This window comes from Paenibacillus sp. FSL H7-0350, assembly GCF_038593195.1.
In the GTDB taxonomy this organism is placed as follows: domain Bacteria; phylum Bacillota; class Bacilli; order Paenibacillales; family Paenibacillaceae; genus Paenibacillus_AQ.
The window spans coordinates 3816305-3838755 of the sequence record NZ_CP151972.1; the positions used below are offsets into that span (position 1 = coordinate 3816305).

20 protein-coding genes are annotated in these 22451 nt (G+C 51.5%); 7 read left to right on the plus strand and 13 right to left on the minus strand.

Annotated elements, in window-relative coordinates:
* Positions 1-217 precede the first annotated feature (217 nt).
* Complete coding sequence (locus NYE24_RS17435; protein WP_036690381.1) at positions 218-913, minus strand: molecular chaperone TorD family protein; 696 nt, start codon at positions 911-913, stop codon at positions 218-220.
* A 325-nt stretch (positions 914-1238) separates the two neighbouring features.
* Here NYE24_RS17435 and moaA point away from each other — a divergent pair, with 325 nt between their 5' ends.
* Positions 1239-2240 carry a GTP 3',8-cyclase MoaA gene (moaA, locus tag NYE24_RS17440; protein ID WP_342476285.1) on the plus strand — a complete coding sequence of 334 codons (1002 nt, stop codon included), beginning with the start codon at positions 1239-1241 and terminating at the stop codon, positions 2238-2240.
* A gap of 500 nt (positions 2241-2740) precedes the next feature.
* On the opposite strand, the gene NYE24_RS17445 is transcribed toward moaA, so the two are convergent.
* Positions 2741-3019: a hypothetical protein gene (locus tag NYE24_RS17445; protein ID WP_342476286.1), complete on the minus strand. Its 279-nt coding sequence runs from the start codon at positions 3017-3019 to the stop codon at positions 2741-2743.
* Between the two features lie 388 nt (positions 3020-3407).
* On the opposite strand from NYE24_RS17445, the gene NYE24_RS17450 reads away from it, so the two are divergent.
* Positions 3408-4193 carry a geobacillin-26 family protein gene (locus NYE24_RS17450; protein ID WP_342476287.1) on the plus strand — a complete coding sequence of 262 codons (786 nt, stop codon included), beginning with the start codon at positions 3408-3410 and terminating at the stop codon, positions 4191-4193.
* Between the two features lie 852 nt (positions 4194-5045).
* On the opposite strand, the gene NYE24_RS17455 is transcribed toward NYE24_RS17450, so the two are convergent.
* The 3 genes from NYE24_RS17455 to NYE24_RS17465 all read right to left on the minus strand — a co-directional run bounded on the left by NYE24_RS17455 (position 5046) and on the right by NYE24_RS17465 (position 8300).
* Complete coding sequence (locus NYE24_RS17455; protein ID WP_342476288.1) at positions 5046-6368, minus strand: helix-turn-helix transcriptional regulator; 1323 nt, start codon at positions 6366-6368, stop codon at positions 5046-5048.
* Positions 6369-6443: 75 nt separating this feature from the next.
* Positions 6444-6623: an aspartyl-phosphate phosphatase Spo0E family protein gene (locus NYE24_RS17460; RefSeq protein WP_036690386.1), complete on the minus strand. Its 180-nt coding sequence runs from the start codon at positions 6621-6623 to the stop codon at positions 6444-6446.
* Between the two features lie 285 nt (positions 6624-6908).
* Entirely contained in the window at positions 6909-8300 is a 1392-nt protein-coding gene (locus NYE24_RS17465) for a helix-turn-helix transcriptional regulator (RefSeq protein WP_342476289.1), read from the minus strand.
* A 180-nt stretch (positions 8301-8480) separates the two neighbouring features.
* On the opposite strand from NYE24_RS17465, the gene NYE24_RS17470 reads away from it, so the two are divergent.
* Complete coding sequence (locus NYE24_RS17470; protein ID WP_342476290.1) at positions 8481-8861, plus strand: hypothetical protein; 381 nt, start codon at positions 8481-8483, stop codon at positions 8859-8861.
* A 15-nt stretch (positions 8862-8876) separates the two neighbouring features.
* On the opposite strand, the gene NYE24_RS17475 is transcribed toward NYE24_RS17470, so the two are convergent.
* Both NYE24_RS17475 and NYE24_RS17480 read right to left on the minus strand, forming a co-directional pair.
* On the minus strand, positions 8877-9494 hold the full coding sequence (locus NYE24_RS17475) for a LysE/ArgO family amino acid transporter (protein WP_342476291.1): 618 nt from the start codon (positions 9492-9494) through the stop codon (positions 8877-8879).
* Positions 9495-9887: 393 nt separating this feature from the next.
* Entirely contained in the window at positions 9888-11120 is a 1233-nt protein-coding gene (locus tag NYE24_RS17480) for an IS110 family transposase (protein WP_339807631.1), read from the minus strand.
* Between the two features lie 359 nt (positions 11121-11479).
* Between NYE24_RS17480 and NYE24_RS17485 the strand changes: the two genes are divergently transcribed.
* Complete coding sequence (locus NYE24_RS17485) at positions 11480-13105, plus strand: PLP-dependent aminotransferase family protein (protein ID WP_342476292.1); 1626 nt, start codon at positions 11480-11482, stop codon at positions 13103-13105.
* 165 nt (positions 13106-13270) lie between these two features.
* Here the strand turns inward: NYE24_RS17485 and NYE24_RS17490 are convergent, their stop codons facing one another.
* Genes NYE24_RS17490 through NYE24_RS17500 form a run of 3 tightly spaced genes read right to left on the minus strand, consistent with a single transcriptional unit; the run spans position 13271 to position 16807 of the window.
* Positions 13271-14338, minus strand: coding sequence for a HAMP domain-containing sensor histidine kinase (locus tag NYE24_RS17490; RefSeq protein ID WP_076159211.1), 1068 nt, complete (start codon positions 14336-14338; stop codon positions 13271-13273).
* Positions 14339-14340: 2 nt separating this feature from the next.
* Entirely contained in the window at positions 14341-15012 is a 672-nt protein-coding gene (locus tag NYE24_RS17495) for a response regulator transcription factor (protein WP_036690391.1), read from the minus strand.
* Positions 14942-16807, minus strand: coding sequence for an ABC transporter ATP-binding protein (locus tag NYE24_RS17500; RefSeq protein WP_342476293.1), 1866 nt, complete (start codon positions 16805-16807; stop codon positions 14942-14944). Before NYE24_RS17500 ends, NYE24_RS17495 begins: the two co-directional genes overlap by 71 nt.
* A gap of 239 nt (positions 16808-17046) precedes the next feature.
* Between NYE24_RS17500 and NYE24_RS17505 the strand changes: the two genes are divergently transcribed.
* Entirely contained in the window at positions 17047-18264 is a 1218-nt protein-coding gene (locus tag NYE24_RS17505) for an MFS transporter (RefSeq protein WP_051493123.1), read from the plus strand.
* 74 nt (positions 18265-18338) lie between these two features.
* On the opposite strand, the gene NYE24_RS17510 is transcribed toward NYE24_RS17505, so the two are convergent.
* Positions 18339-20042: a glutamine--tRNA ligase/YqeY domain fusion protein gene (locus NYE24_RS17510; RefSeq protein WP_342479253.1), complete on the minus strand. Its 1704-nt coding sequence runs from the start codon at positions 20040-20042 to the stop codon at positions 18339-18341.
* A 181-nt stretch (positions 20043-20223) separates the two neighbouring features.
* Here NYE24_RS17510 and NYE24_RS17515 point away from each other — a divergent pair, with 181 nt between their 5' ends.
* Both NYE24_RS17515 and NYE24_RS17520 read left to right on the plus strand, forming a co-directional pair.
* Positions 20224-20469: a DUF2164 domain-containing protein gene (locus NYE24_RS17515; RefSeq protein ID WP_036690395.1), complete on the plus strand. Its 246-nt coding sequence runs from the start codon at positions 20224-20226 to the stop codon at positions 20467-20469.
* A gap of 42 nt (positions 20470-20511) precedes the next feature.
* The gene (locus tag NYE24_RS17520) at positions 20512-21060 is read left to right on the plus strand and encodes a GNAT family protein (RefSeq protein ID WP_342476294.1); all 549 of its coding nucleotides are present in this window, start codon (positions 20512-20514) and stop codon (positions 21058-21060) included.
* 157 nt (positions 21061-21217) lie between these two features.
* Here the strand turns inward: NYE24_RS17520 and NYE24_RS17525 are convergent, their stop codons facing one another.
* Together NYE24_RS17525 and NYE24_RS17530 are read right to left on the minus strand one after the other, a co-directional pair.
* On the minus strand, positions 21218-21880 hold the full coding sequence (locus NYE24_RS17525) for an MOSC domain-containing protein (RefSeq protein ID WP_235218326.1): 663 nt from the start codon (positions 21878-21880) through the stop codon (positions 21218-21220).
* Positions 21870-22394 carry a GNAT family N-acetyltransferase gene (locus tag NYE24_RS17530; RefSeq protein ID WP_076159378.1) on the minus strand — a complete coding sequence of 175 codons (525 nt, stop codon included), beginning with the start codon at positions 22392-22394 and terminating at the stop codon, positions 21870-21872. The genes NYE24_RS17525 and NYE24_RS17530 overlap by 11 nt, the downstream gene beginning before the upstream one ends.
* Positions 22395-22451: the final 57 nt, after the last annotated feature.

The window sequence follows — 22451 nt, forward strand, 5'->3', positions numbered from 1 at the left end:
TGATTTAGACCGCTGTTTGCGGGAGAAATCCGGAGACAAAGGCGGACGCTACCGCTCCTACAGTTCCAAAATCCCCCTCTGATCCTACACGCTTTTTGCATTTTCTCCAGGTCACAACCTAATAAAGTGAAAGCTTAAGTTCAAGACCCCCACGAGCAGAATAAGGCGCCCTTCCGATTGATGGAAGGGCGCCTTATTGATTGAGTATGGTTGCTTATTAAGCCATGGCTGCTGCGCTGCTCTCCAGCGAAGCCTTCCAGGCACGCAGCATGTGCAGATCCTGCGGCAGGAATTCCTCCAGCATATGGCTGAGCCCCAGATAGAGCGGGCTGTCGGTTGCAGCGTTCATTCTTTCACAGAATTGTGGAGTCCACTTCAGCAGATGCTCTTCGAGGAACTTCTCCTGAATCTCCAGAAGCTCCATCGCACTGCGGATTGAGAAGCTGTTGTACAGCATCCGCTCATGCATCACCGCCATGAATTCCAGTTCAATGGCAATATGGTCGTCAGCTTCGCCGCTGCACTTCTTGAAGACAATGCCCGCCGATGCGTACACATCCGACAGCACGTTGCAGAATTCTTCCTCACGCCCCAGCTGAGCCGCTTCACGGGCTACGAAGGAGCTTACGGCGCGTTCGTTCATCAGACGTTTGTATTCAAGCTTCTCTTTCTCACAGATGGCCGGGAGCATGGATGGCTCCTGGCTGCACAGGTAACGCTTCAACTCACGGCCGCCTTCGGTCATCTCCGCAGCAACACTCATCTCACGGTTACGGCTCCACTGGGCAACCAGGGAGAGAGACGGTTTTCTTCCATAGAAGTCCACCAGAAGCTGATATATTAATCCCCGGCTCTCCAGCCAGCGGCTGCAAGCCTCCGGCACAACAAGCGATGGAACAGTTGGTATAGTCATTTTGCAAATCCTCCCTACTTAGTTTGCCGGATGCCCGGGGGAACCTGGGGTTGCCTCCTGAATCTTCCGGTTATCATAGCTGTGCTTCGCAAAAGTAAAAGAATCTAAAGTTTGAATCTTCCGCACCTAAATTATATCGAATATGTTAAACGCTTTCGGTGAGCATTCTATGACCATTCCCGGTAATTGTCGCACTTTTGTCATAATTAGGATGCTGCTTTGGCCTTCTGTCCCCCTATGCTTTAGGTTGTCTGCTTGTGCATTGACGCGGCGGGATGCTTTCTTTAAAATTTAAACTAAAATCAACAGGTGAAGGAGCAACGTTATGGAGCCGCTAACTGATCCTTTTGGACGCATACATGATTACCTCCGTATCTCGGTTACAGACCGCTGCAACCTGCGCTGTATCTATTGTATGCCCGCCGAAGGAATGCAATTCCAGCCGCAGGACGAGATTATGAGCTACGAGGAGATTGCCGCTGTGGTGGAGGCGCTTGCGCCACTGGGCTTACGGAAGGTCCGGCTGACTGGGGGCGAACCGCTGGTCCGCAAGGATCTGGAGAAGCTGGTCTCCATGATCGCCGCCATACCCGGCATCGAAGATATATCATTGACTACGAATGGACTGATGCTTCCAGCCAAAGCGTCTGTCCTGAAGCAGGCCGGACTGTCACGTGTGAACATCAGCCTGGATTCGCTGCGGCCGGAGCGCTTCTCGATGATTACCCGGGGCGGCGATGTCGCCAAGGTGTTGAAGGGAATTGAAGCCGCAGAAGCTGCGGGCTTGTCCCCGATTAAGCTGAATGTCGTGCTGATGAAGGGGATCAACGATGATGAGATCAAGGACTTCATTGCCTTGACTCTGAACAGTCCGCTGAATGTGCGCTTCATTGAATATATGCCGATCGGCAGCGCCAGCGATGCCTGGCGGCAGACCTATCTGCCGCTGGAGACTGTAGTGGAGGCCTGCAAGGAAGCGGGCTGGACCACCGAGGAAGCTGACATGCCTTCCGGGAACGGACCTTCGCAGAATAGGCGTGTCACCGGTGCAAAAGGGACCTTCGGGCTGATCCACCCGGTCAGCGAGCATTTCTGCGACAATTGCAACCGGCTGCGCCTGACCGCCGACGGCAACATCAAAGCCTGCCTGTACTGGCAAGACGAATATAATGTGCGCCCACTGATCAGCGACCCCGCTGCCGTGCAGGCCCTGTTCCGCCAGGCGCTCGGCAACAAGCCTCATAACCACGAAATGGCGCTGGCCCTAGAGCACAAAACCCAGAGTCACACGCCAACCGCCCGCCGCATGTCGCAGATTGGGGGGTAGGACGCCGGTAGTTAAGATGGGAGCTTGCTAGAATAATGTGAGCATTAGGCTTTAATCCTCACGAAGTAGACGATTGGAAATAGCCTGCTGAACGTACCAATCTTTTAGAAAGAGGATACGTTTATGCTAGACTTGGCACAAACTTAAACAAAAAGATGGGCTACCGAATTGAAGGTTTTATCCTACCTTCAATCAGTAGCCCAAATATTATTATGCTAACAATTAAAGTTTCCAGCCTCCGAAGGACCCATGCATTTTACTTTATCCTTGATTAACTGATAACCATAATAAGGAATAAGGATGTTGTACAAGTCACTAGCAGTAGCATCATAGTCAACTGAAAATAGATAGCCGTTCTCGTTGGTTGTCCAGCTGCTACAGCTTGGTTTACAGCAGTCGCTCCATCTGTATGTGCTTGTTCCATCGTACTGAATCAAAACTTTCGTCAATACAGTAGCTTAGAGTCCTATTCTATAGGTCTCATTGATCGTGCTGAAGCTTCAAATCGTTCTTCGAAGAAAGGCCTCTAGAATCCATTTACCCGTATTCTCATCGTTAAGTCTAACTGTTTTTTTACCTTCCGCTTTATTATGAAGCTCATTCTTATTCTCCTCCACTTCAAACTTATCCAAGTAGTCATCTGGTCCAGCGCCAATCGATGGAGTTTTTTTTAGTCCAACCTTTTCAGCTGCTGCCATAATATCTTTCTTCTGGTGATAGGTATACGTCAATTTGGTGAGTATGTCCTTATTTACAACACCAACGAGTTCTTTTTCCATTTCGGTAATGGCTGGAGCAGTGAAAGAAGTTGAGAAACCGAAATTGAATCTTTAGACTTGTTGCTACACCCTCCTACTACCATGAATTTTAAACAGTCACCAATAAAATTAGTCTTGTTTTCACAGAGAAAGTAATTTGCATTGACGAAATATACATTTAAGACTACTATAGGAAAATAAAGAAAAATAATAGAATAATAAGGAAATTTAAATGGTGGAATGGAATGATAATAAGTGAAGTACCATTAAGCTTACTAAGAAACTATTAATGGGTGCCTAGTTCCGACACCTCAATTAATATTTTGAAAATGCTGTACTAAAGCAGAAAGGAGGGCAAATTGGGTACTGATGGTTACAACATAGAACTAAAATGAAACTTGTATGATGTTTGTATACCAGCAACTGCGAAAAAAATCGTCAGGTTTGTTTTAAAAAATCAAAAAATGAAGGTGCGGACAATTTTATGTTTAAAAAATTATTAGCATTAGCACTATCGGCAATTATGGTTTTGGGTATAGGTACAACGGCTTTCGCATCAGATGTTCCAAATGTTGACTTTAATTTATCCGTGTCCGAAGTAGCAGGAATCCGCACTTCTGTGACGAGCGACGAAACGTCACAATATATCGTCGTTTACGATTCTATTCAGAATACAATGCAGGTATCAATCAAAGACTTGGAAACAGGTTCGATTGTTGAAGGCGAAACTATAGAAGCCAAAGCACTTCAGTCATCACAAAGTGCTAGATCAACTATCCATCAGGACACATTTTCGAATTATGAATATGATGTCTACACCGGCAGTCCAAATGAGTGGAGATTAGAAAGACCAAAGGGTAGTGGGCAAGGTTATTTTATGACATATGAAAATAGCTCCAACACCACCCAGTTGAACAGTTTTTTCGATAAAGTAAATATCCTCAATGATAAAGAATGGACGGCAGTCTCGCTTTATGGGGTTTCATTGATCTCTGCTGTTGGAGCAGGTTTTGCATCAGCTTTAGCCCTTGCATCAGGAGGTACACTTACACCAGCTGCTATTGCTGCTGTTGTTGCCGCAACGGGAGCTACTGGCGCAACAGCTATTGCGATGACGGCAATTGGCACTCAATGCAATGTTTGTGAACTTGCTTATTGGAACGCACTAAACTCAACCAACAATACTCACTATTAAACAATATCATGGTAGAAACTTACGTTAGAATAGTTTTAGTTACATTAATATCTTTAGTTGTTGTATACTACGCATATCTACTGGCACAAGCAAGGGCTATATTAAAAAAAGCCCATAAGGACTCCACAGATGAAAGTATGGAACGCATCTTACTTCTTAAGCAAAAGCTCGTTCCAACGGTATGTTATTTACTGTGCATGGTTGCCTCCGGAGTGCTCTATCTCGTAGGAATTAATATCGGAATCATGTTGTGTGTGCTCATAATCTTAAACGTTATTGTTGCTTTCGTTGGCGACAAAAGGATTTTATCAAAAGCAGAAATCAAGAAGAAATAAGTTTGGCTTTTTCGTGACGCAAACAGTGGCACAAAGCAAGACGAAACGGAAGTGTGGACGTTGGTATTACTACACAAGATTGTAATTGTAGATTTGCGCTTTACCATAACCAATTTTGGATGTGTGAAAAAAAGTCTCTAGGCTATAAGCTGCTCCCGGTACCCAACCGGAGGTAGCTTATTTAACTTTTGTTGCGTTCGATGCTTATTGTCAAAGTGGATATATTCTTCAATTCTTCTTTGTATTTCATCTATATTTTAGATATCACAAAGGCAGAGTCCTTCCACATTGAGATGCGAAAAGAAGCTCTCTCAGTGAGTCATGCTGATATGGGCGCCAACCTTTGGCTGAATGTATGGTATGGATGAGGAGCGTATTCGGTCCTATTTATCCATCATAGGCTAGACCAATTGCAGAAAGTTCTCATAAAGGTCTCAATAATATTTCATTTTTGGAAAACGGCCGAGATTCCAGAAGCATTCTCAGCCGTTGTACAAGGATTGCCTATGTGTATACTTCAGCACGACTTCGGAATATCCGAAATCGCAATTTCGAAATCGACGGATATCGTCCCCCGGATCACTTGTTGCTCACTGTCTAATTTGGCAGATAAGTCTACGCTTTGCATGATTACATCGTCGCCTTTGTACCGCTTGCGGGATAGATAGTAGGTCGCCAGCTCGCTGCAGAATTGGGTGTAGTTTTTTTCATGAATGAACTTGTTGTGCTCACCAAAGATACTGTAAACCTTCCGGTAAGGAATGTAGTCCGCAAATCTCTGTATCACATGATCCACGTCCCACTTATACTGATTAGCCAATTGAACGATCTTGAACAGCGCCATAAAAATCTCGTTCTCACTGGTGGAGATATACTCTATATATTCTTCCAGCACCTCAATCTGCCCATCCATTAAGCGGTAAAGGTACGTATTAGCCGTTCCCCATTCTATATATTGAGCCTTAATACGTCTTGCTTCTTCGTCATCTTCCCGTATCCAGCTATGATCCAAGTACTGAGGTACCATATCCAGTGCGGTTTTATAGTCGCCCAGCTCTTCATAAACACAGGATCTCATAAGCTGAGCATATAAAATATATGTATAGAGTGGCTTTTTATTAAATTGATTACTGCTATGCTTACGATGCACTTGTCCGTGGAGTTCATACTGAACAGTGGCTACTCTTAGCAGTTCTTCTACAGACTGAGATACTTTGTCCCACGCCTGAAGCCCGCTGTATAAATTAGCTAACTGCTTCAGCGCATCCAACTGATGGACTTCGTCCAGCTTATCGACATAATTCTCTAATAAAGTAGCAGCGATTAGATTTTGCTGCGGATCATCGCCAAGATTAATCAGGAAGAGTCGATACTGGCAGAGCGCCAATCGTTCGGAATGCTGATATTTCTCGCTGGCTCCCACATTGTCATAGATTAATGCAGCGGCCTGCCAGTTCTTCTGCTCAAACAACTCCTCGGCAACCTCGAACAGCAGCGGTGCATACAGCAGATTATCCAGTAAATTCTGCGCCACCCGCTCAATACAATCCAGACGCGATAACGCCGCACATTGCAGCAGGAACGGCCGTAAACGCCGCCAAGTCGGTGTCGAATCATATAAACATTCATCCACATACTGACTGTAAAAGTAATCCTCCGGCAGCCCCATCCCGCTGGTTACGCGGGTTAGGTGGTTCATCGCCAAGGCCTGTTGGCCTTTCATCACCCGGCTGAGTGTGCCGGAATGAATTCCGCTGGCAATCGCAAACTGATTAATAGACAATTTATGTTTTGTGAGATACGCCGCTATCTCGTCCCGGATTTTGACTGTATGCTCCACTGCATTTACCACCTTTTTTATACACGTATCCGTTGGATTTTATATTTGAATTAACAGTATTTTCTAGATCAATGCTTAAGCGGGCGGCCGTTTATTCGTCCGGTAGGCATTATCGTATGTATTGAGTAGCTCATCCAGCACTACAGATTGCCGCAAAACCTCCGGATGATTCAAACCGCCATATTGAATATGTAATTTATGAAGCTTACTTCTAGCTTGCTCTATACGAATTCTAACGATTGCTGGACTATGCATGGGAATCCCGCCTCCTTATGCAACATTATAGATTTTTATGTAAAACTACAAAATATTGGACTGATTGCATTATCTGTTAAAGTGAATATATTGACAAAGTTCGGCGTGATAAGAGTTGTCCATAAAAAAGACGCCCCCGCATTAGCGGAAGACGCCTAAGGTGATACTGTATAATTGCAGCTGCTTATTCAGCCGCCTGAACCATGTCCCATTACTTGAATCATTTGTTGTTGTACAGGTTTGCCCACTATCTGTGCTACAGGCACAGTAATTAGTAGAGCAATGCTACACGAGGCTAGCAATAATAGGAGTTTTCTTTTCACTTGCATCCCGCACCTCTCTTATTAAGATTTTGTATTGCATCTGCTCATCTTCTCCAGCAATATGCCTATTCTGCTCGAATAAGTCAACACATTTGAAGATGAAGCTCTCATTGTTAAGCTTAGCAGATGATTCCAAAGCTTCTAGGATATATCTTATTCCTTCACTGCGCTTATTCCGCAAACAATAGACTCCCAATTCTACAAGAAATCTGGTATGCTGATCCGCTTTAATCTGCTGATTGTACACTCCGAACTCAGTGAGATGTATCCTATAGGGCATGTAACTAGAGAAACGTTCTAAAATAGAATCCACATTCCAATTGTACAGGTTTGCAGATTTGACGATATAGAATAAGGCTACGAAAATCTCCCCTTGTTGAGTGGAAATATAGTTAACATAATCAGCTAACACCTCTATTTGTCCATCGAGTAAGCGATACAGATAAGTATTAGCCTTGCCCCATTCCTGAAACTGCGCTACAGTCCTCTTCGCTTCCTCACTTACTTCATGTATCCAATTCACGTCCAAATATAGAGGCACAAGGTCAAGAGCCGCTTTGTAATCCCCACATTCTCCGTATGCATTTGAACGCATTAGATGGGCATACAATATATAGAAGCAAAGAGGTCTTTCTCCGCTTTTCACTGCGTCTTTATTTCTCGAATGACAATAAAGATCATACCGGATTGTAGCAATCCGTAGTAGCTCAAGAGCAAGCTCATTTACTTTACTCCATAATTGCAATGAGAAGTAGACATCCATTAAATTCCTCAACGCATCCAACTGATCCGCCTCATCCAAGCGCGGGATGTAGCTCTCGAACAGGGTAGCTGCGCGCAGGTTCGTGCTCTGGTCATCACCCAGGGCAATCAGGAACAGGCGGTATTGGCAAGTGGCCAGGCGTTCGGAATACTGGTATTTCTCGCTGGCGCTTACATTCTCATAGAGCAGTGCCGCCGCCGGCCAGTGGCCCTGTTGGAACAAGCCTTCCGCTACTTCATACAGCATGGGAACATAGGTCAGATTATCCAGCAGGTTCTCCACCAGAAGCCCGATACAATCCGTTCGCCCCAGTTCCGCACATTTCACAATGAACGGGCGAAGCCGCCGCCAGGTCGGTGCCGAATAATAGAAGCATTCTTCCACGTACAAGCTGTAAAAAAAATCCTCGCCACGCCCCATTCCTGCAGTGATTAACTCCAGATGGCTCATGGCAATGGGCTGATGGCCATTAATAATCCGGCTCAGTGTCCCGGAATTAATACCGGAGCTTATGGCGAACTGATTAATGGACAGCCCATGCTGGGTTAGATAATCTGCAAGCTGGTCTCGAATCATGACTGCAGGCTTCAAAGCAACACCCCCCCCCACATTCCATAATTTAGAACTTTATGTTTATATCTGTATGTTAGAGGATGGGATTTCAACCGTCAATAGAATAGAGTCAAATAAAACAACTATATCGCGAAAGTGTGAAGAATTCGAAACAGTTTGGCAACGGGCTGGCCGAACCTTACGATAAGGGGAGAGTTTATGAGAAAAATAAGCATCATTTCAATTTCAATGATAATATTACTTGTTTTCATATATGTCTTAGTCAGACCAAATCCTGAGATTGTTAGCGTCAGTCTTATTTCCGAAACAGCGGAAATTACTTACACTGATAACGATAGTATTCGAATATTCAGCGATGCTATAAGAACTGTGAAAAAAGTACGCGGGGCTGTTGATGTGGGTCCCCCCACATATCGAATGAATGTTACTTACGCGGATAGCGAAGTTGTGAAATTCAGCCTTTATTTAAATTTTAAATCCAAAAGTGGATTCTTGATTAAAGATAGTAATAGCGAAAAAATGTTGAAATTAAAAGATCGCAGTTCTAAAGAATTAACAGATCTATTGAGTAAAGACTAATTTAAGAGAAATCACTTAGCCATGCAACAGGCCCCACAACTGGACTCCCATGTAGACGGCGATCGCCCAGATCAGCAGGGCGGAAACGGTATTCAGCCCCTTCATGACCTTGCCAGAAGCATCCAGCCTGCCGAGCTGGCGGCCCGCTGCAGCAAGACCGAGGAACCAGAGCCAGGAGACGGCCACTGTCGCCGCCGCGAAGGTCCAGCGCACCGCCCCTTCGTATTGCAGCGAGCTGGTCCCGATCACGCCCACCGTATCCAGAAGGGCATGTGGGTTCAATAGGGATACTGACAGTGCATAGAGGATCTGCCCCTTCGGTGAGAGTCGGCCCGACTCATCCTTCGCCGGAGCGGAGCGCCAGATTCTCCAGCCCATGAAGGCGAGAAACAGAATGCCCGCGCCATGTATAACAGGTGTGACCCAGCGCAGCGATAAAATGACCAAGGAGACTCCGCCGACTGCGGCAGCGATAAGCAGTGTGTCGCATACCGCTGCCGTCAGTACAACAGGCAGCACACTGCGGAATCTGGCATGCTGCGCCCCTTGATTGAAGACGAATATATTCTGCACGCCCAGCGGCAGAATCAGCCCGAAGGCCAGGATCATTCCATGTAGAATGGCCTGTACCATTTCTTTTCCCCCTCTTATCTTCCTTCTAGTGCTTCCAGGGTAAACCAGCTTCACAGGCTTCCTCCAGCTAAGCCTACTGATCGTACTCTGCTATAACAGCTGTCGTAACCATCCAAGTTCTTCGACATATACCAACCAAGATGAATGAAAGGGGAGGAATCATGGTAGACTGGAAGAAAGAAGGAACGAGAACGAGAGAACGAAATGAGGGATAATGTTAGTCAGTAGCGGCTGTGAGGGGGGACAACCGTTCGGTAGCCTGCCCTCGCAGTGGATAATGTGTTCGGTTTAATACGAAAATAAAAATATCGGAAAATGCGCCGCAGACTGGGTTTTTGACAAAAAAAGACCCACCGCCCCAAAAAACGTTTCGTTTTTTTGAAAAAGGGAAGACTATGGGATAGGATTCAATTGAACACTATATCCTAACTGCTGGATATATTTCACGTACCTATCTAACGTGTTTTTCTTGGACGTCTCATCGCCTAGTGAGACGTCTATTTCTTGGTATGACCTCTTCTCCCGCATCAGGGCATGGAGGATTCGAATCAGCAAATGCGCGGTGGCGACGTTTGCTTTTTTATCGCCTCGTCTCTTTCGAATTCGTCGAAAGAATTGTCCGATCCGGTTCGAGGAGCGAGAGTTTGCCCAAGCCGCCTGACACAAGGCCCCTTTCAGATGCTTGTTCCCTTGCATCGTTTTTGACTTTCTTCGCTTTCCAGCGCTTTCGTTGTTCCCTGGACACACCCCCGCCCATGAAGCAAACTGCGCATCACTCGGGAACATTTCCGCGACATGCGGCCCCACTTCGGCAAAGATGGTCACGGCAGACGTCCGCTCAATTCCTGGAATGGAGTCAATTTGTTCAATCTTCTCCAGGTACGGTTCTGCCTTCGCCTCGATTCGAGCTTCCAGTTCCGTGATCCTTTTCTCCAAATAGACCAAGTGGTCCCAGTGGTCTCGAATCATCTCGCGGTGATGACGGCGCAACTTGCCATTAAGCGCGTCTAGCAACTGCGGGACTTTCTTTTTTAAACGGGTTTTGACCAGGCTTTTAACTGTCATTTCGTCGATGACCTCGCCGTCCATGATCTTCTGGAGCAGGCCCCGTCCCGAAACCCCATATAAATCGGACATAAAGGTGGTTAGCTTGATGTTAGCATCCTGCAGGATTTTGTGGATGCGGTTTTTCTCCGCCGTCACCGCCTGCACCATCTTACTCCGGTAACGGGTCAAGTCTCGCAAATCCCGGATGTCCTGTTCGGGCACCATACTGCCTTCAATGAGCCCGCAACGGTGCAATTGCGCTAACCAGCGCGCATCTTGCATGTCACTTTTTCGACCCGGCGTATTCTTTACCCGCTGGGCGTTGGCCAAGACCAGATCACAACTGCCCTCTAAGATGTTCCATACCGGTTTCCATAACACGCCCGTGCTCTCCATCACCACCTCCCGGCAGCCGTGTTCACTCAGCCAATCTTGCAGGCCTAGCAATTCTTTGGTTGTCGTCCCAAAGGTTTTCAGGTGACATTGTGGTTTCTGTTCGATCGGTCCTTTCAACACGCAGGCCACAACGGTTTCCTGGTGCACGTCCAGACCGGCGCAACACATACGTACAGCATCCATTCCAACCATCCTCCATCGTCAGTTTACAAATCATGCGCTCGAGTGAGTGTAATTTAATACACGTACTTTTGGGGCTACAATAGGCGATGCTCGAAAAGCGCAATAGAACGGTTTTTCGCACGGGGTGTATCCCAGTAACCGTTTCCGCCCTTTGATTTGTATATGTAGTGTTGACGACTACAGCCTCATTTAGAATGGATGCGACGGATGCCACCCGCTTATTTTCATTCCTGGGGGTGACAAGGCCTCTGTCTTGTCATGCCTGTTTTTCGCATACATTAGAACCGATTACTTGCGCAGAGAGCAGTATGTTCGGTTTTTCCCTTTTGCACAATAATTCGTCCGGAAGGAGCCTGCTCTTGACACATGCACAAAGGCCCAACCATACAACGATAGACATAAGCACGCCCGGCCCATCCGTACATACGGAGGATTCTCGGCCCGCAGCTACTGGATCACAGCAAGCTGGTGCCCGCTCCGGCCTGCCGGACACCTGGAAGCCGGACCCGGCTTCTCCGCTGCCGCTTCACGGCCAGATCTCAGCTCACTTCCTGGCCAAGATTAGCACCGGGGCCTGGCCTCCCGGGATGCGTCTGGCCCCGCAGCGGGAGCTCAGCCGCCAGCTCGGAGTGAACCGCAGTACGGTGATCACCGCACTGGGCCAGCTGACCGCGCTGGGCCTGATCGAAGGCAGGCGTGGCGGCGGAACGATAGTTACAGGCGTGCGTTCAACGCTCACGGCTTCCGGCGGTTCCGCCGGACAGTCCGGAGAAGCCGGGGAAGCGGAGCCCTCTGAGCGGCAACGCTCAGGCAACTGGAACGATTATGTGGAGGAGGGAATTCATTACCCCAACCTGCCCACCATTCAGGACATTAACCGGCTCGAATATAAGCCGGGCCTGATCCGCCTTGGCACGGGTGAGCCAGCGCCCGAGCTGCTGCCTGGAGCAGCGATGAATGAGGTGCTGGCCGGACTGGCGCAGCGGATTCTTCCTCCGCTCTCCTATGAAGAGCCGCTCGGTAATCCGGCGCTGCGGACAGCGGTCAGCCGGTTACTGGCCCGGAGCGGCATTACCGCTGGACCGGACTCCATTCTGATTACCTCCGGCGCACTCCAGGGGCTTCAGCTCATTGCCCTGGGGCTGCTGCCGCGCGGTACGTCTATTCTGCTGGAGAAGCCGTCTTATCTGTATTCGATTCATGCCTTTCAGTCTGCGGGTGTGAAATTCAGCGGCCTGCCTATGGATGAGCGTGGTCTGATCCCGGACCAGCTTGCAGCCGAGGCGGTCCGCAGTAAGGCCGCGATGCTCTACAGTATCCCTTCTTTTCACAATCCAACCGGAATCCTGATGGATGCCGGACGCCGCCGGGAGCTGATGGAGGTCACAGGCAGACTCGGGCTGCCCATCCTGGAGGATGGGGCCTACCAGGAATTATGGCTGGACGTCCCCCCTCCGCCGCCGCTGAAGGCACTGGATTATGAGGGGCGGGTCCTGCATCTGGGCACCCTGTCCAAGGCTGTCAGCCCCGGGCTGCGCATTGGCTGGATTGCCGGACCGGAGCCGGTCGTCCGGCGGCTGGCCGACATCAAGATGCAGAGCGATTACGGCGCAAGCTCCCTGTCTCAGCTGGCGGCCGCAAGCTGGCTTACGGGCGGCTATCATGAAGAGCACCTGCAGGTACTGCGCAGCAGACTCCGCGCGCGCCGCAGCCATATGCTTGAGCTGCTGCAGCTCCATTGCACCGGACTGGCAACCTGGAATGTTCCGTCAGGAGGCTTCTATATCTGGCTGTCTCTCCACCAGGCGGTCCCTCCGCGCAAGCTGTTCACCGCAGCGCTGCGCGCCGGACTGCTGCTGAATACAGGCGATCTGTATGACCGCAGCGACGTCCGGCATCTCAGACTGTCCTATGCTTATGCCTCGGCGGCTGAACTAGAGCAGGGCATCCCCCTGCTGGCTGAGTTAATCCGGCAGGGACTTTGATTGCAGACAGCACACACACGGATTCTAACGATACGGTGCGCAAATAGCCCCTAACCCTGACAACATCATTTGTGTGTCATGGTTAGGGGCTACACTGTTTGTACTCCTAGCCGTTGAAAGCCCGAACTGGGTTGCCGGGGCGGACCCTCCGCATCAACGGCAGGTTCATCTGCTCTGCTGCGGCAGACGCACGATGAAGGCCGTCCCCTCTCCGGGACGGCTCGTTACGTGTACGCTGCCTTCGTGGAGCTCTACGATCTTCTTCACGAGCGGGAGGCCCAGCCCGCTTCCGCTTCCGCTGCTGACGCTTCTGGACTTATCCGCCTTATAGAAGCGTTCGAAGATCCGCTCCACCTCCTCTTCGGTCATACCGATCCCGCTGTCCCTAACCTCCACCTCCACCCACTCCCCCATGCTGCGCACGATGACGGTGATGCGTCCGCCCTGCGGAGTGAACTTGATACTGTTATGCAGCAGGTTGGTCCATACCTGGCTCAGCAGATCCTGTACCGCGCTCACGGTGGTCTCCTGAAGCTCGGCCTCCACTTCAATCTCCTTGCCCAGCCACTGCGGCTCTGCGGCCAGGATCATCGCCTGCACTTGCTTATCCAGCCTATAAGGCTTGCGCTCGAACGGGAAGCTCTCCGCCTCCAGCACGGACAGCTTCAGCAGATTGTCGCTCAGGCCGGACAGACGGCGGCTCTCCGCTTCAATAATATCCAGGTAATGCTTGCGGATGTCCGGACTGAGGTTCTCCTCTTGCAGCGCGGCAGCGAACCCGCGGATCGAGGTCAGTGGCGACTGGATCTCATGGGAGACGCTTGCGATGAAGTCCTGCCGCATCAGCTCCATCCGGCTCAGCTCGCTCGCCATTTCATTAATTCCTTCCACAATCCCTCCGAACTGCCGGTACTGGCCGCTGTTCTCCAGTTCAATCTTGAAATCGCCCTGCGAGATCTGCCGCATGGCCGTAAGGATCGGCCTATAGAAATTCTGATCCTTGCCGCGTGTAGCGAAGGCAATAATCGCCCCGCTGACGAAAAAGATGATAATCTGCATAGCCATAACAAACAGGTGATACCCGTATTCAGAGAAGGACCAGCCGAAATGACGGACCAGCAGTCTTGATCCGAAATAGCTCCCGTTCCAGGAGATATAGAGCATAATCAACATTCCGGCTATAGGTCCAACTATACCGATTTTCTCCCATATCTTCATGATTCTACGCTTCATGCCTATCCCTCCAGCCGGTAGCCAAGCCCCCGGATCGTACGAATGGAGAATCCGAATCGCTCCTGCGGGAACCGCTCGCGCAGACGGCCCACATGTACATCCAGCGTCCGCTCATTGCCTTCATAATCATAGCCCCAAATCTCTTCAATGAGCCGGTCGCGGGTCAGCGTCTGCCCCCGGTAACTGGCCAGCTTGAAGAGCAGCTCGAATTCCTTCAGCGGCAGCGTGAACTCGCCATGCTCGGACAGCACTTCGTAGGTTGTGCGGTTCATCCGCAGACTGCCTACGGTAACACTCTGGGCGGCGGAAATCTGGTAACGCTTCAGCAGTGCCTTGACCCTGGCGATCAGCACCGGCGGCTCGAACGGCTTGACCAGATAGTCGTCTGTGCCCAGCTCGAAGCCTTTGACAATCTGCGAGGTCTCCCCTTTGGCCGTCAGCATTAGTATCGGAAAATCATACTGCTTACGCAGCTCCCGGCACAGCTCCCAGCCGTCCATATTCGGCATCATGATATCAATGATGGCCATATCCGCCGTGCTCTCTTCGAGCAGCCGCAGCGCCTCCAGTCCGTCAGAAGCGCTCAGCACCTCGGCCATCCCTTCAGCTCTCAGGAACACTCCCACCAATTCGCGGATATGCGGATCGTCGTCCACTACCAGTATTTTGACCATAGTCTGTAGAACCCTCCTCTATCTCTTGGCTCAGAAGCTCGGGTGTGTTCAGCTGTAGCTGCTGCTCGGCGAATTCACGGTACAGCTCATGGTCCCTCAGCAGCTCCTCATGCGTACCTTTGCCGGTAATCCGGCCCTTTTCCATGAAAATAATCTGATCCGCGTTCACCACCGTAGCTAATCTGTGGGCGATTACAATCGTGGTCCGGCCCTGCATCAGATTGCCCAGCGCCTTCTGCACTACGGCCTCCGACTGACTGTCGAGGCTTGAGGTTGCCTCATCCAGCATGAGTATCTTCGGATCGCGCAGCAGCGCTCTGGCGATGGCAATCCGCTGCCGCTGTCCGCCGGACAGCTTCACCCCACGCTCACCGACATCCGTGTTGTACCCGTCCGGCAGCTCTTCAATGAAGCCGTCAGCGTAGGCCATGGCCGCAGCCCGCTTCAGCTCCTCCTTGCTGATCTCGCGGTCCAGCCCGTATCCGAGATTCTCGGCAATGGTACCGGCCAGCAGCGGACTTTCCTGTGAGACATAACCGATTCGCTTCCGCCAGGATTTCAGGGAGAACATCGATACCGGCTTGCCGTCCAGCCGGATAACTCCGCTCTGCGGTTCATAGAAGCGTTCCAGCAGCGAGAACAGGGTTGTTTTACCGCCGCCGCTTGGGCCGACAATGGCGGTCACCTGCCCTGGCAGCATAGTGAAGCTTACCTTGTTCAGTACCTTCTCTCCCGCCTTGTATCCGAAGCTGAGGTCTTCCACAGCAATTGGCCCCTCTGTGCCCTCAGCCTCTTCCTCGCCTTCATACACCTCTTCCTCTGCTTCAAGGGTCTCAATGATCCGCTCGGAGGCCCCTTTGGCCTTCTGGAGCTGGGTGAAGAATTGCGTCAACTGCGTCAGTGGCATAATAATCTGAATCAGATACAGAATAAAGGCGACCAATTCACCGGCCGTGAGCGCCCCTGAGGATACCAGCATCCCGCCATAGCCGATAATAACCACCAGCAGCATCATGAAAACGAAAGAGATGAGCGGGCTGATCAGGGCGCTGATCTTGCCTTCACGAATCCCGAAGCCCAGCAGGTTCATAATCCCTTGCCGTCCGGCTTCATACTCCTTCTGCTCCGCTCCCGAGGATTTCACCAGCCGGATCTCGGACAATACGCCGCTGAGCACAGCGGTGAAGGAGGCCGTCTCGTCCTGCGTTCCCTTGGAGATCTTGTACATCTGCCGTCCCAGAGGCACCAGAATCAGCGCCGACAGCGGAAGCACCGTGAACAGCACCAGCGTCATTTTCCAGTTCAGATAGAACAGCACCAGGACAGAGCCGACAATAGAGATGAGGCCGGTGAACAGACTGGCCAGATGCTCCGAGATCAGTGTCTTGAGAATTCCTGTATCATTAGTCATCCGGCTGACGCTCTCGCCTGTCCGGTTCTCATTATAGTAGGATACGGGCAGCACCAGAAATTTGCGCCACAGCCTGTCACGCAGCCCGGCCACGACTTTTTGCCCGACGGCATTCAAGAGGTAAATCGAGACTCCGCCGGCCACGGTCTGCGCAATGAACGCTCCGGCGATGGCTGCAATCTGCAGCTTGCTGACCGAAGCCAGCGAGAAGCCGTCCACCAGATTCTTCGTGAACATGGGAATCACCAGACCGACAAGGGTCGAAATGATACTGAGGCCAAGGGCCAGCGCCAGCAGCAGATAAGATGGCTTGGTTTCGTGCAGCAGCTTCAGGAAGGGCTTCATGGCCGCGCCCTGCTTCTGCGGTGCTTGCTTGTTTTTCATAAGAACTCCCCTTTTCCGGCAGATAGATGTATGGAGCAGTGGGGCCCCGCTTCCGCCATATAACCCAGAATAACTGGCCGATGTAAACTGAAGTTAAACAGATATTTTGCCATTGATTTGTAATTCCCCATAAAAGTTGGTTTGTATCCCTTTTCAACAAATGTTACAGTGATATCAGCGGCATCATAAGACGGCCACAGTAAGAATGCAGGCATCCTAGCGGGAAAGGAGTGCAAAGTTTGCGGGATCATCTCGATAAGCAGCTGTCTTTCACCTCTCTGAAATGGTTCAACTTCTTCGTGTATGGAACGGTTGTCCTCTTCACCAGCTTCTTTCCCTTATATCTACAGGATGTAGGGATGAATAAGCTGGAGATTGGGAGCCTAATGTCTGTAGGCGCACTGGTCTCCATTATTGCCAACCCCTTCTGGGGCATCTGGAGTGACCGGTATCAGAATATCCGGCGGATTGTCCTCGTCATGCTGACGGGAACGCTGGTCTTGACCCAACTTGTCTTTCAGGCCAATACATATGAAATGATCTACATATCCATTCTGTTCTTCTATTTCTTCCAGGGGCCGCTGTTCGCCCAGAGCAACACGATGATTCTCAGCTATATTGACGGAACCAGCCGCAGCTTTGGCTCATTCCGGTTATGGGGATCGCTAGGCTGGGCTTTCACCGCCATCCTTGCCGGTCCCGTGATTGAATGGGCCGGCATCTCTGTGCTGTCCTATCTGTTTGCGTCACTGCTCTGTGCAGCGATGATTGCACTGATCACGCTGCCGAAGCTGGACCATTCGATCGGAATCGCCCCCTTGCCCTTCAAAGGCATGAGCCAGATCTTCCATAACCCGTTCTTCCTGTGCTTCATCCTCTTCGGCATCCTGGTCTCGATTCCGAATACGATGAATAACACCTTTGTGTCACTGTACATCACGGAGCTGGGCGGAAGCAAGACGATGATCGGTCTCGCTGTGTTCCTGTCCTCCATCCTGGAGATGGGCGTGCTGCTCCTCTGCAATTACTTTCTCCGGCGCAGAATCCCGGTCCTGCTGGCCTCGCTCACTCTGGTCAGTGCGCTGTTCTTCCTCCGCTGGTGGCTGATGGCCGATGCAACGACACCGCTGCAGGTCGCGCTGATTCAGGTGCTGCACTCCATTACCTTCGGCGGGTTCTTCTATGTCGGAACCCAGTTGACCATGCTGCTGGTGCCGAGGCCTTACCGTTCCTCGGGACAAGCGCTCTACACGCTCACCTGGAGCGGAATGTCCGGTATTCTCGGCGGCGTCCTCGGCGGCTGGATGTATCAGACCCTTGGCGCGCAGACGATGTATCAATCCGGTGCGCTTCTTGCCCTGTTCGGGGCAATCGGCTTCGGAATGATGTGGCTCACTGTCATTCGCGGCAGCTACCGCCCTCCCGCTGATCCCGAGGATGAGCTGGCGGAGGACTAGCAGTGCGCAGGATATAGCAAACAGGCTTGGCCTCCCGGCGGGAGACCAAGCCTGTTTGCTTATATGCAGCTCATCTAGCCTTTTTTGGGCTGGAAGGAGCTTTTGAGGGATACAATCAGATTGAACACCAGATGCTCCGGCGACGAATACTTGCTGTCTACGTTGAAGTACCCGTGACGGAAGAACTGGAACTTGTCCTGTGCCACGCTGTCCTTCAGCCCTGGCTCCACGAAGCCCTGCAGGATCTCGATGGACTTCGGATTCAGCTGATCCAGGAAGGTTGGCTCCGGCTTATCAGCGGAAGCTTCCAGACCTTCTACTTCGGCATCCGTCTCTGCCTCTTCAGCAGAGATCAGCGGCTCATAGAGGCGGAATTCCGCCGGTACAGCCTGTCCGGCATCTACCCAGTGCAGCGTTCCCTTAACCTTGCGGCCGGTGAACCCGCTGCCGCTCTTCGTCTCAGGATCATAGGTACAATGCAGCTCCACCACTTCGCCGTTCTCATCCTTGATGAAGTCGTTGCACTTGATGAAATAAGCATTCTTAAGGCGCACTTCATTGCCGGGGAACAAGCGGAAATACTTATTCGGCGGAATCTCCATGAAGTCATCGCGTTCAATATAGATCTCACGGGAGAATGGAATCTGACGGTTGCCCATCTCCGGGTTCTCCACATTGTTCTCAATTTCGAAGTATTCGGTCTCGCCTTCGGGGTAATTCGTAATAACCACCTTCAGCGGCCGCAGCACAGACATCGTCCGGGGAACCGTCAGCTTGAGATCTTCACGGATGAAGTGCTCTAGCATCTGCAGGTCCACCAGTCCCTGGCTCTTCGAGATACCGGTCTCATGCACGAAGCTGCGGATGGCCTCCGGCGTATAGCCGCGGCGGCGCAGCCCGGAGATCGTAGGCATGCGGGGATCATCCCAGCCGTCCACATGGCCTTCATCCACCAGCAGCTTCAGCTTGCGCTTGCTCGTAACCGTCTGGGCCAGATTAAGGCGTCCGAACTCATACTGATGTGGCGCAGCCTCCATCTCACATTCCGCTACAACCCAGTCATAGAACGGGCGCTGATCCTCAAACTCCAGGGAGCAGAGAGAATGGGTGACATGCTCAATGGCATCCTCCAGCGGATGTGCGAAGGTATACATCGGATAAATGCACCATGCGTCGCCCGTATTGTGGTGATGGGAGTGGGAGATCCGGTAGATGACCGGGTCACGCAGATTGATGTTAGGAGAGGACATATCAATTTTGGCGCGCAGTACCTTCTCGCCGTCCTTGAATTCTCCCGCCTTCATGCGGTGGAACAGATCAAGGTTCTCTTCTGCTCCGCGTTCGCGGTAAGGGCTGTTCTTCCCCGGCTCCGTTAGGGTTCCCCGGAATTCACGGATCTGCTCGGCGCTGAGATCATCAACATAGGCCTTGCCCTTCTTGATCAGCAGCTCGGCACGCGCATACATCTCCCCGAAATAATCGGAGGCGAACCGCAGCTCCTCCCATCCATACCCGAGCCATTTCACATCCTCCTGGATGGAGTTGACATATTCGGTATCTTCCTTGAGCGGATTCGTGTCATCGAATCTCAGATGGGTCTTGCCGCCGAACTCATCCGCCAGCGTGAAGTTAATCCAGATCGCCTTGGCATGTCCGATATGTAAATAACCGTTCGGCTCCGGCGGAAAGCGGGTGACGACTTCCTTAACCTTACCCGAGCGGAGATCTTCGGTAATGACGTTCTTAATGAAATTGGAGGGTGTACCCTGGTTCTCCACATTGATCAACCTTTCATTCTGTAATATAACTACTTCCTTGTATGAACATGTTTCCTACTAATATACCCGTTAAGCAGGGAATGTTCAATAAAAGTTAAGCAGCGCCCGCATCCTTTGACTTCTCTCCCGGCGATGGAGTAGCATGATAAATATAGGAATATTACGCTAAAGGGGGATGCTTATGCAACCGGTAAAACTGCCTAAAGAGCAGCGGGAGATGATTACGGAGAATATCCGTGCCTACTTCGAAGCTGAGCGCGGGGAAACGATAGGCCACCTGGCCGCAGACAATCTGTTGGAGTTCTTCCTGAAGGAGCTGGGACCGGCAATCTATAACGGAGCGCTCAGCGACTGCCGCACGCTTGCCCTCCAGCGCATGCAGGCCCTGGAGGAAGACATCTACGCCTTGGAGTGGCAGAAGCGTTAGTTCAGCGAGGCTTATATCTCACAACGCATAGGGGGCAGCCGCATGTTTAATTATGTCATAGATGAAGAGCTGAAGCTGAAGCTGCTCATGCCGGAGCATGCCCGTCAGATGTTCGCTCTGGTGGAACGCTCCCGCCACCGGCTCAGGCAATGGCTGCCTTGGGTGGATGGCGTAACCGAGCAGGCTCATCTTACCACGTTCATCAAGAACTCCGTGAAGCAAGGCATTGATAACGGGGGCTTCACTGCCGGACTGTGGGTCCGGGAGGAATTGGCCGGAATTATCGGCTATCACGAGATTGACTGGCATAACCGCTCAGTCGGCATCGGCTACTGGCTGGGCGAGGGTTATGAGGGACAAGGCTATATGACCAGTGCCTGCCGGGTCTTTGTCGATTACGCCCTGCTGGAGCTGGACCTGAACCGCATCGAGATCCGCTGCGCTACAGGCAACCTGGCCAGCAGAGCGATCCCCGAACGGCTGGGATTCATCTTCGAAGGGGTCATCCGCCAGGCCGAGAAGCTGCCTGCCGGTTATGTGAACCACGCAGTGTACGGCCTGCTGCGCAGCGAATGGAAGCTACTGGGCTGAAACTAACTATTTCAATTGCTCTTTTTCCACTTGTTTTCGGTTATTTTCCAGATGTAGGCGAGATAAGATACGTTTTTCCACATGTTTACTTGAAGGGCGGGTTGAAAGTGGCCGAGCGACAGAGTGGCATGTGCAGGTGTGGAGAGAGACGAGTATCTTAACTCTCCGCCGCATCCAGCCAGCCCCGGAACCGCTCCCGGAGGCCAGCCGCAAGGCTCTCCAGTCCGGCCAGCTCGGCGAGTCCGGTGTGATCCTTGCGCCCGTGCTCCATCGAGTACAGGACCTGTCTCACCGGGATATTGCCTGCTCCGCTCGCAAGCTTCACGATCCGGTCACCGGCTGCAAGGCGGCCTTCACGCAGCACGCGGAGGTAGAAGCCGCTGTAGCCGGTGGACAACACCTGGGCCGGCATATCTGCCGGTCCATGCTTTTGCGTAAGCTTGAAGCACGGGAAGCGCGGCTGGCTCACCTCCAGTAGTGCTGTACCGATCTCGAAGATATCCCCGATACACACCTCGGTCTCCAGCAATCCGCACGCCGTAATATTCTCCCCAAAGGCGGAAGACTCCAGCTTCCGGCCAAGCCGCTCCTCCCAATAGGCATAATGCTCCACCGGATAGACGCAGACTGCCTTGTCAGGGCCTCCGTGGTTGACCAGATCCGCTTGTCCGTCCCCGGTGAACCCTCCGGCTCGAAGTGCAAGCGAACCGGCAACCGGCAGCTTGTAAATTCCGGTGTCCAGCGGCTTGCCGCGGTATTCCACCGTCTTCGGCTTGCCTACATTCAGCGAGACGACTTGCATCTTCACTTCAGTCTCCATCCCCTTCTCCTCCCGTCAGCCAGCAGCTCATGAATACTTCATCCACATAACGTCCGCTTAAGTAGAACTCCTCCCGCAGGCGTCCCTCTTCCTCGAACCCGCATTTGCGGTAGAACTGAAGCGCCGGTGTATTGCAGGAGAGCACGCGCAGCCGCAGCTTGCGGATGCCATGCCTCACGGCATGGCGCTTGATCTCCGCGATCAACCGGCTGCCTACACCCAGCCGCTGAAAGCGCGGATGCACAGCGATATTCACCTCGCATACATGGCGGTTGCTCTCCATCCCGCTGGGACAGCCGAAGCCGACATAACCGCATAACTCCCCTTCCTGCAAGGCCACGAGCTGGGAGCCGGGCGGCGCATGCAGCAAATAGTCCTCCCGCGAGCGCCACATCAGCGGACCCGGGGTTGTATTCTCCGTCCAGATCATATTATCCAGCACGATCAGCTCACGGGCATCCCTGATTTCGGAGGGCCGGATAAGCAGCGCAGCATCTCTGTTGATTGGTTGCATCATTATACACCCCTTGCCTTACTAATTACTAAGCAGATCGTAAAAGGTTTAGTTACA

What these genes read in the sequence shown, in the direction of transcription:
- NYE24_RS17435 (WP_036690381.1), bottom strand. Translation starts at nt 913, where the DNA reads ATGACTATACCAACTGTTCCATCGCTTGTTGTGCCGGAGGCTTGCAGC.
- moaA (WP_342476285.1), top strand. Translation starts at nt 1,239, where the DNA reads ATGGAGCCGCTAACTGATCCTTTTGGACGCATACATGATTACCTCCGT.
- NYE24_RS17445 (WP_342476286.1), bottom strand. Translation starts at nt 3,019, where the DNA reads ATGGAAAAAGAACTCGTTGGTGTTGTAAATAAGGACATACTCACCAAA.
- NYE24_RS17460 (WP_036690386.1), bottom strand. Translation starts at nt 6,623, where the DNA reads ATGCATAGTCCAGCAATCGTTAGAATTCGTATAGAGCAAGCTAGAAGT.
- NYE24_RS17470 (WP_342476290.1), top strand. Translation starts at nt 8,481, where the DNA reads ATGAGAAAAATAAGCATCATTTCAATTTCAATGATAATATTACTTGTT.
- NYE24_RS17475 (WP_342476291.1), bottom strand. Translation starts at nt 9,494, where the DNA reads ATGGTACAGGCCATTCTACATGGAATGATCCTGGCCTTCGGGCTGATT.
- NYE24_RS17480 (WP_339807631.1), bottom strand. Translation starts at nt 11,120, where the DNA reads ATGGATGCTGTACGTATGTGTTGCGCCGGTCTGGACGTGCACCAGGAA.
- NYE24_RS17490 (WP_076159211.1), bottom strand. Translation starts at nt 14,338, where the DNA reads ATGAAGCGTAGAATCATGAAGATATGGGAGAAAATCGGTATAGTTGGA.
- NYE24_RS17495 (WP_036690391.1), bottom strand. Translation starts at nt 15,012, where the DNA reads ATGGTCAAAATACTGGTAGTGGACGACGATCCGCATATCCGCGAATTG.
- NYE24_RS17500 (WP_342476293.1), bottom strand. Translation starts at nt 16,807, where the DNA reads ATGAAAAACAAGCAAGCACCGCAGAAGCAGGGCGCGGCCATGAAGCCC.
- NYE24_RS17515 (WP_036690395.1), top strand. Translation starts at nt 20,224, where the DNA reads ATGCAACCGGTAAAACTGCCTAAAGAGCAGCGGGAGATGATTACGGAG.
- NYE24_RS17520 (WP_342476294.1), top strand. Translation starts at nt 20,512, where the DNA reads ATGTTTAATTATGTCATAGATGAAGAGCTGAAGCTGAAGCTGCTCATG.
- NYE24_RS17525 (WP_235218326.1), bottom strand. Translation starts at nt 21,880, where the DNA reads ATGGAGACTGAAGTGAAGATGCAAGTCGTCTCGCTGAATGTAGGCAAG.
- NYE24_RS17530 (WP_076159378.1), bottom strand. Translation starts at nt 22,394, where the DNA reads ATGCAACCAATCAACAGAGATGCTGCGCTGCTTATCCGGCCCTCCGAA.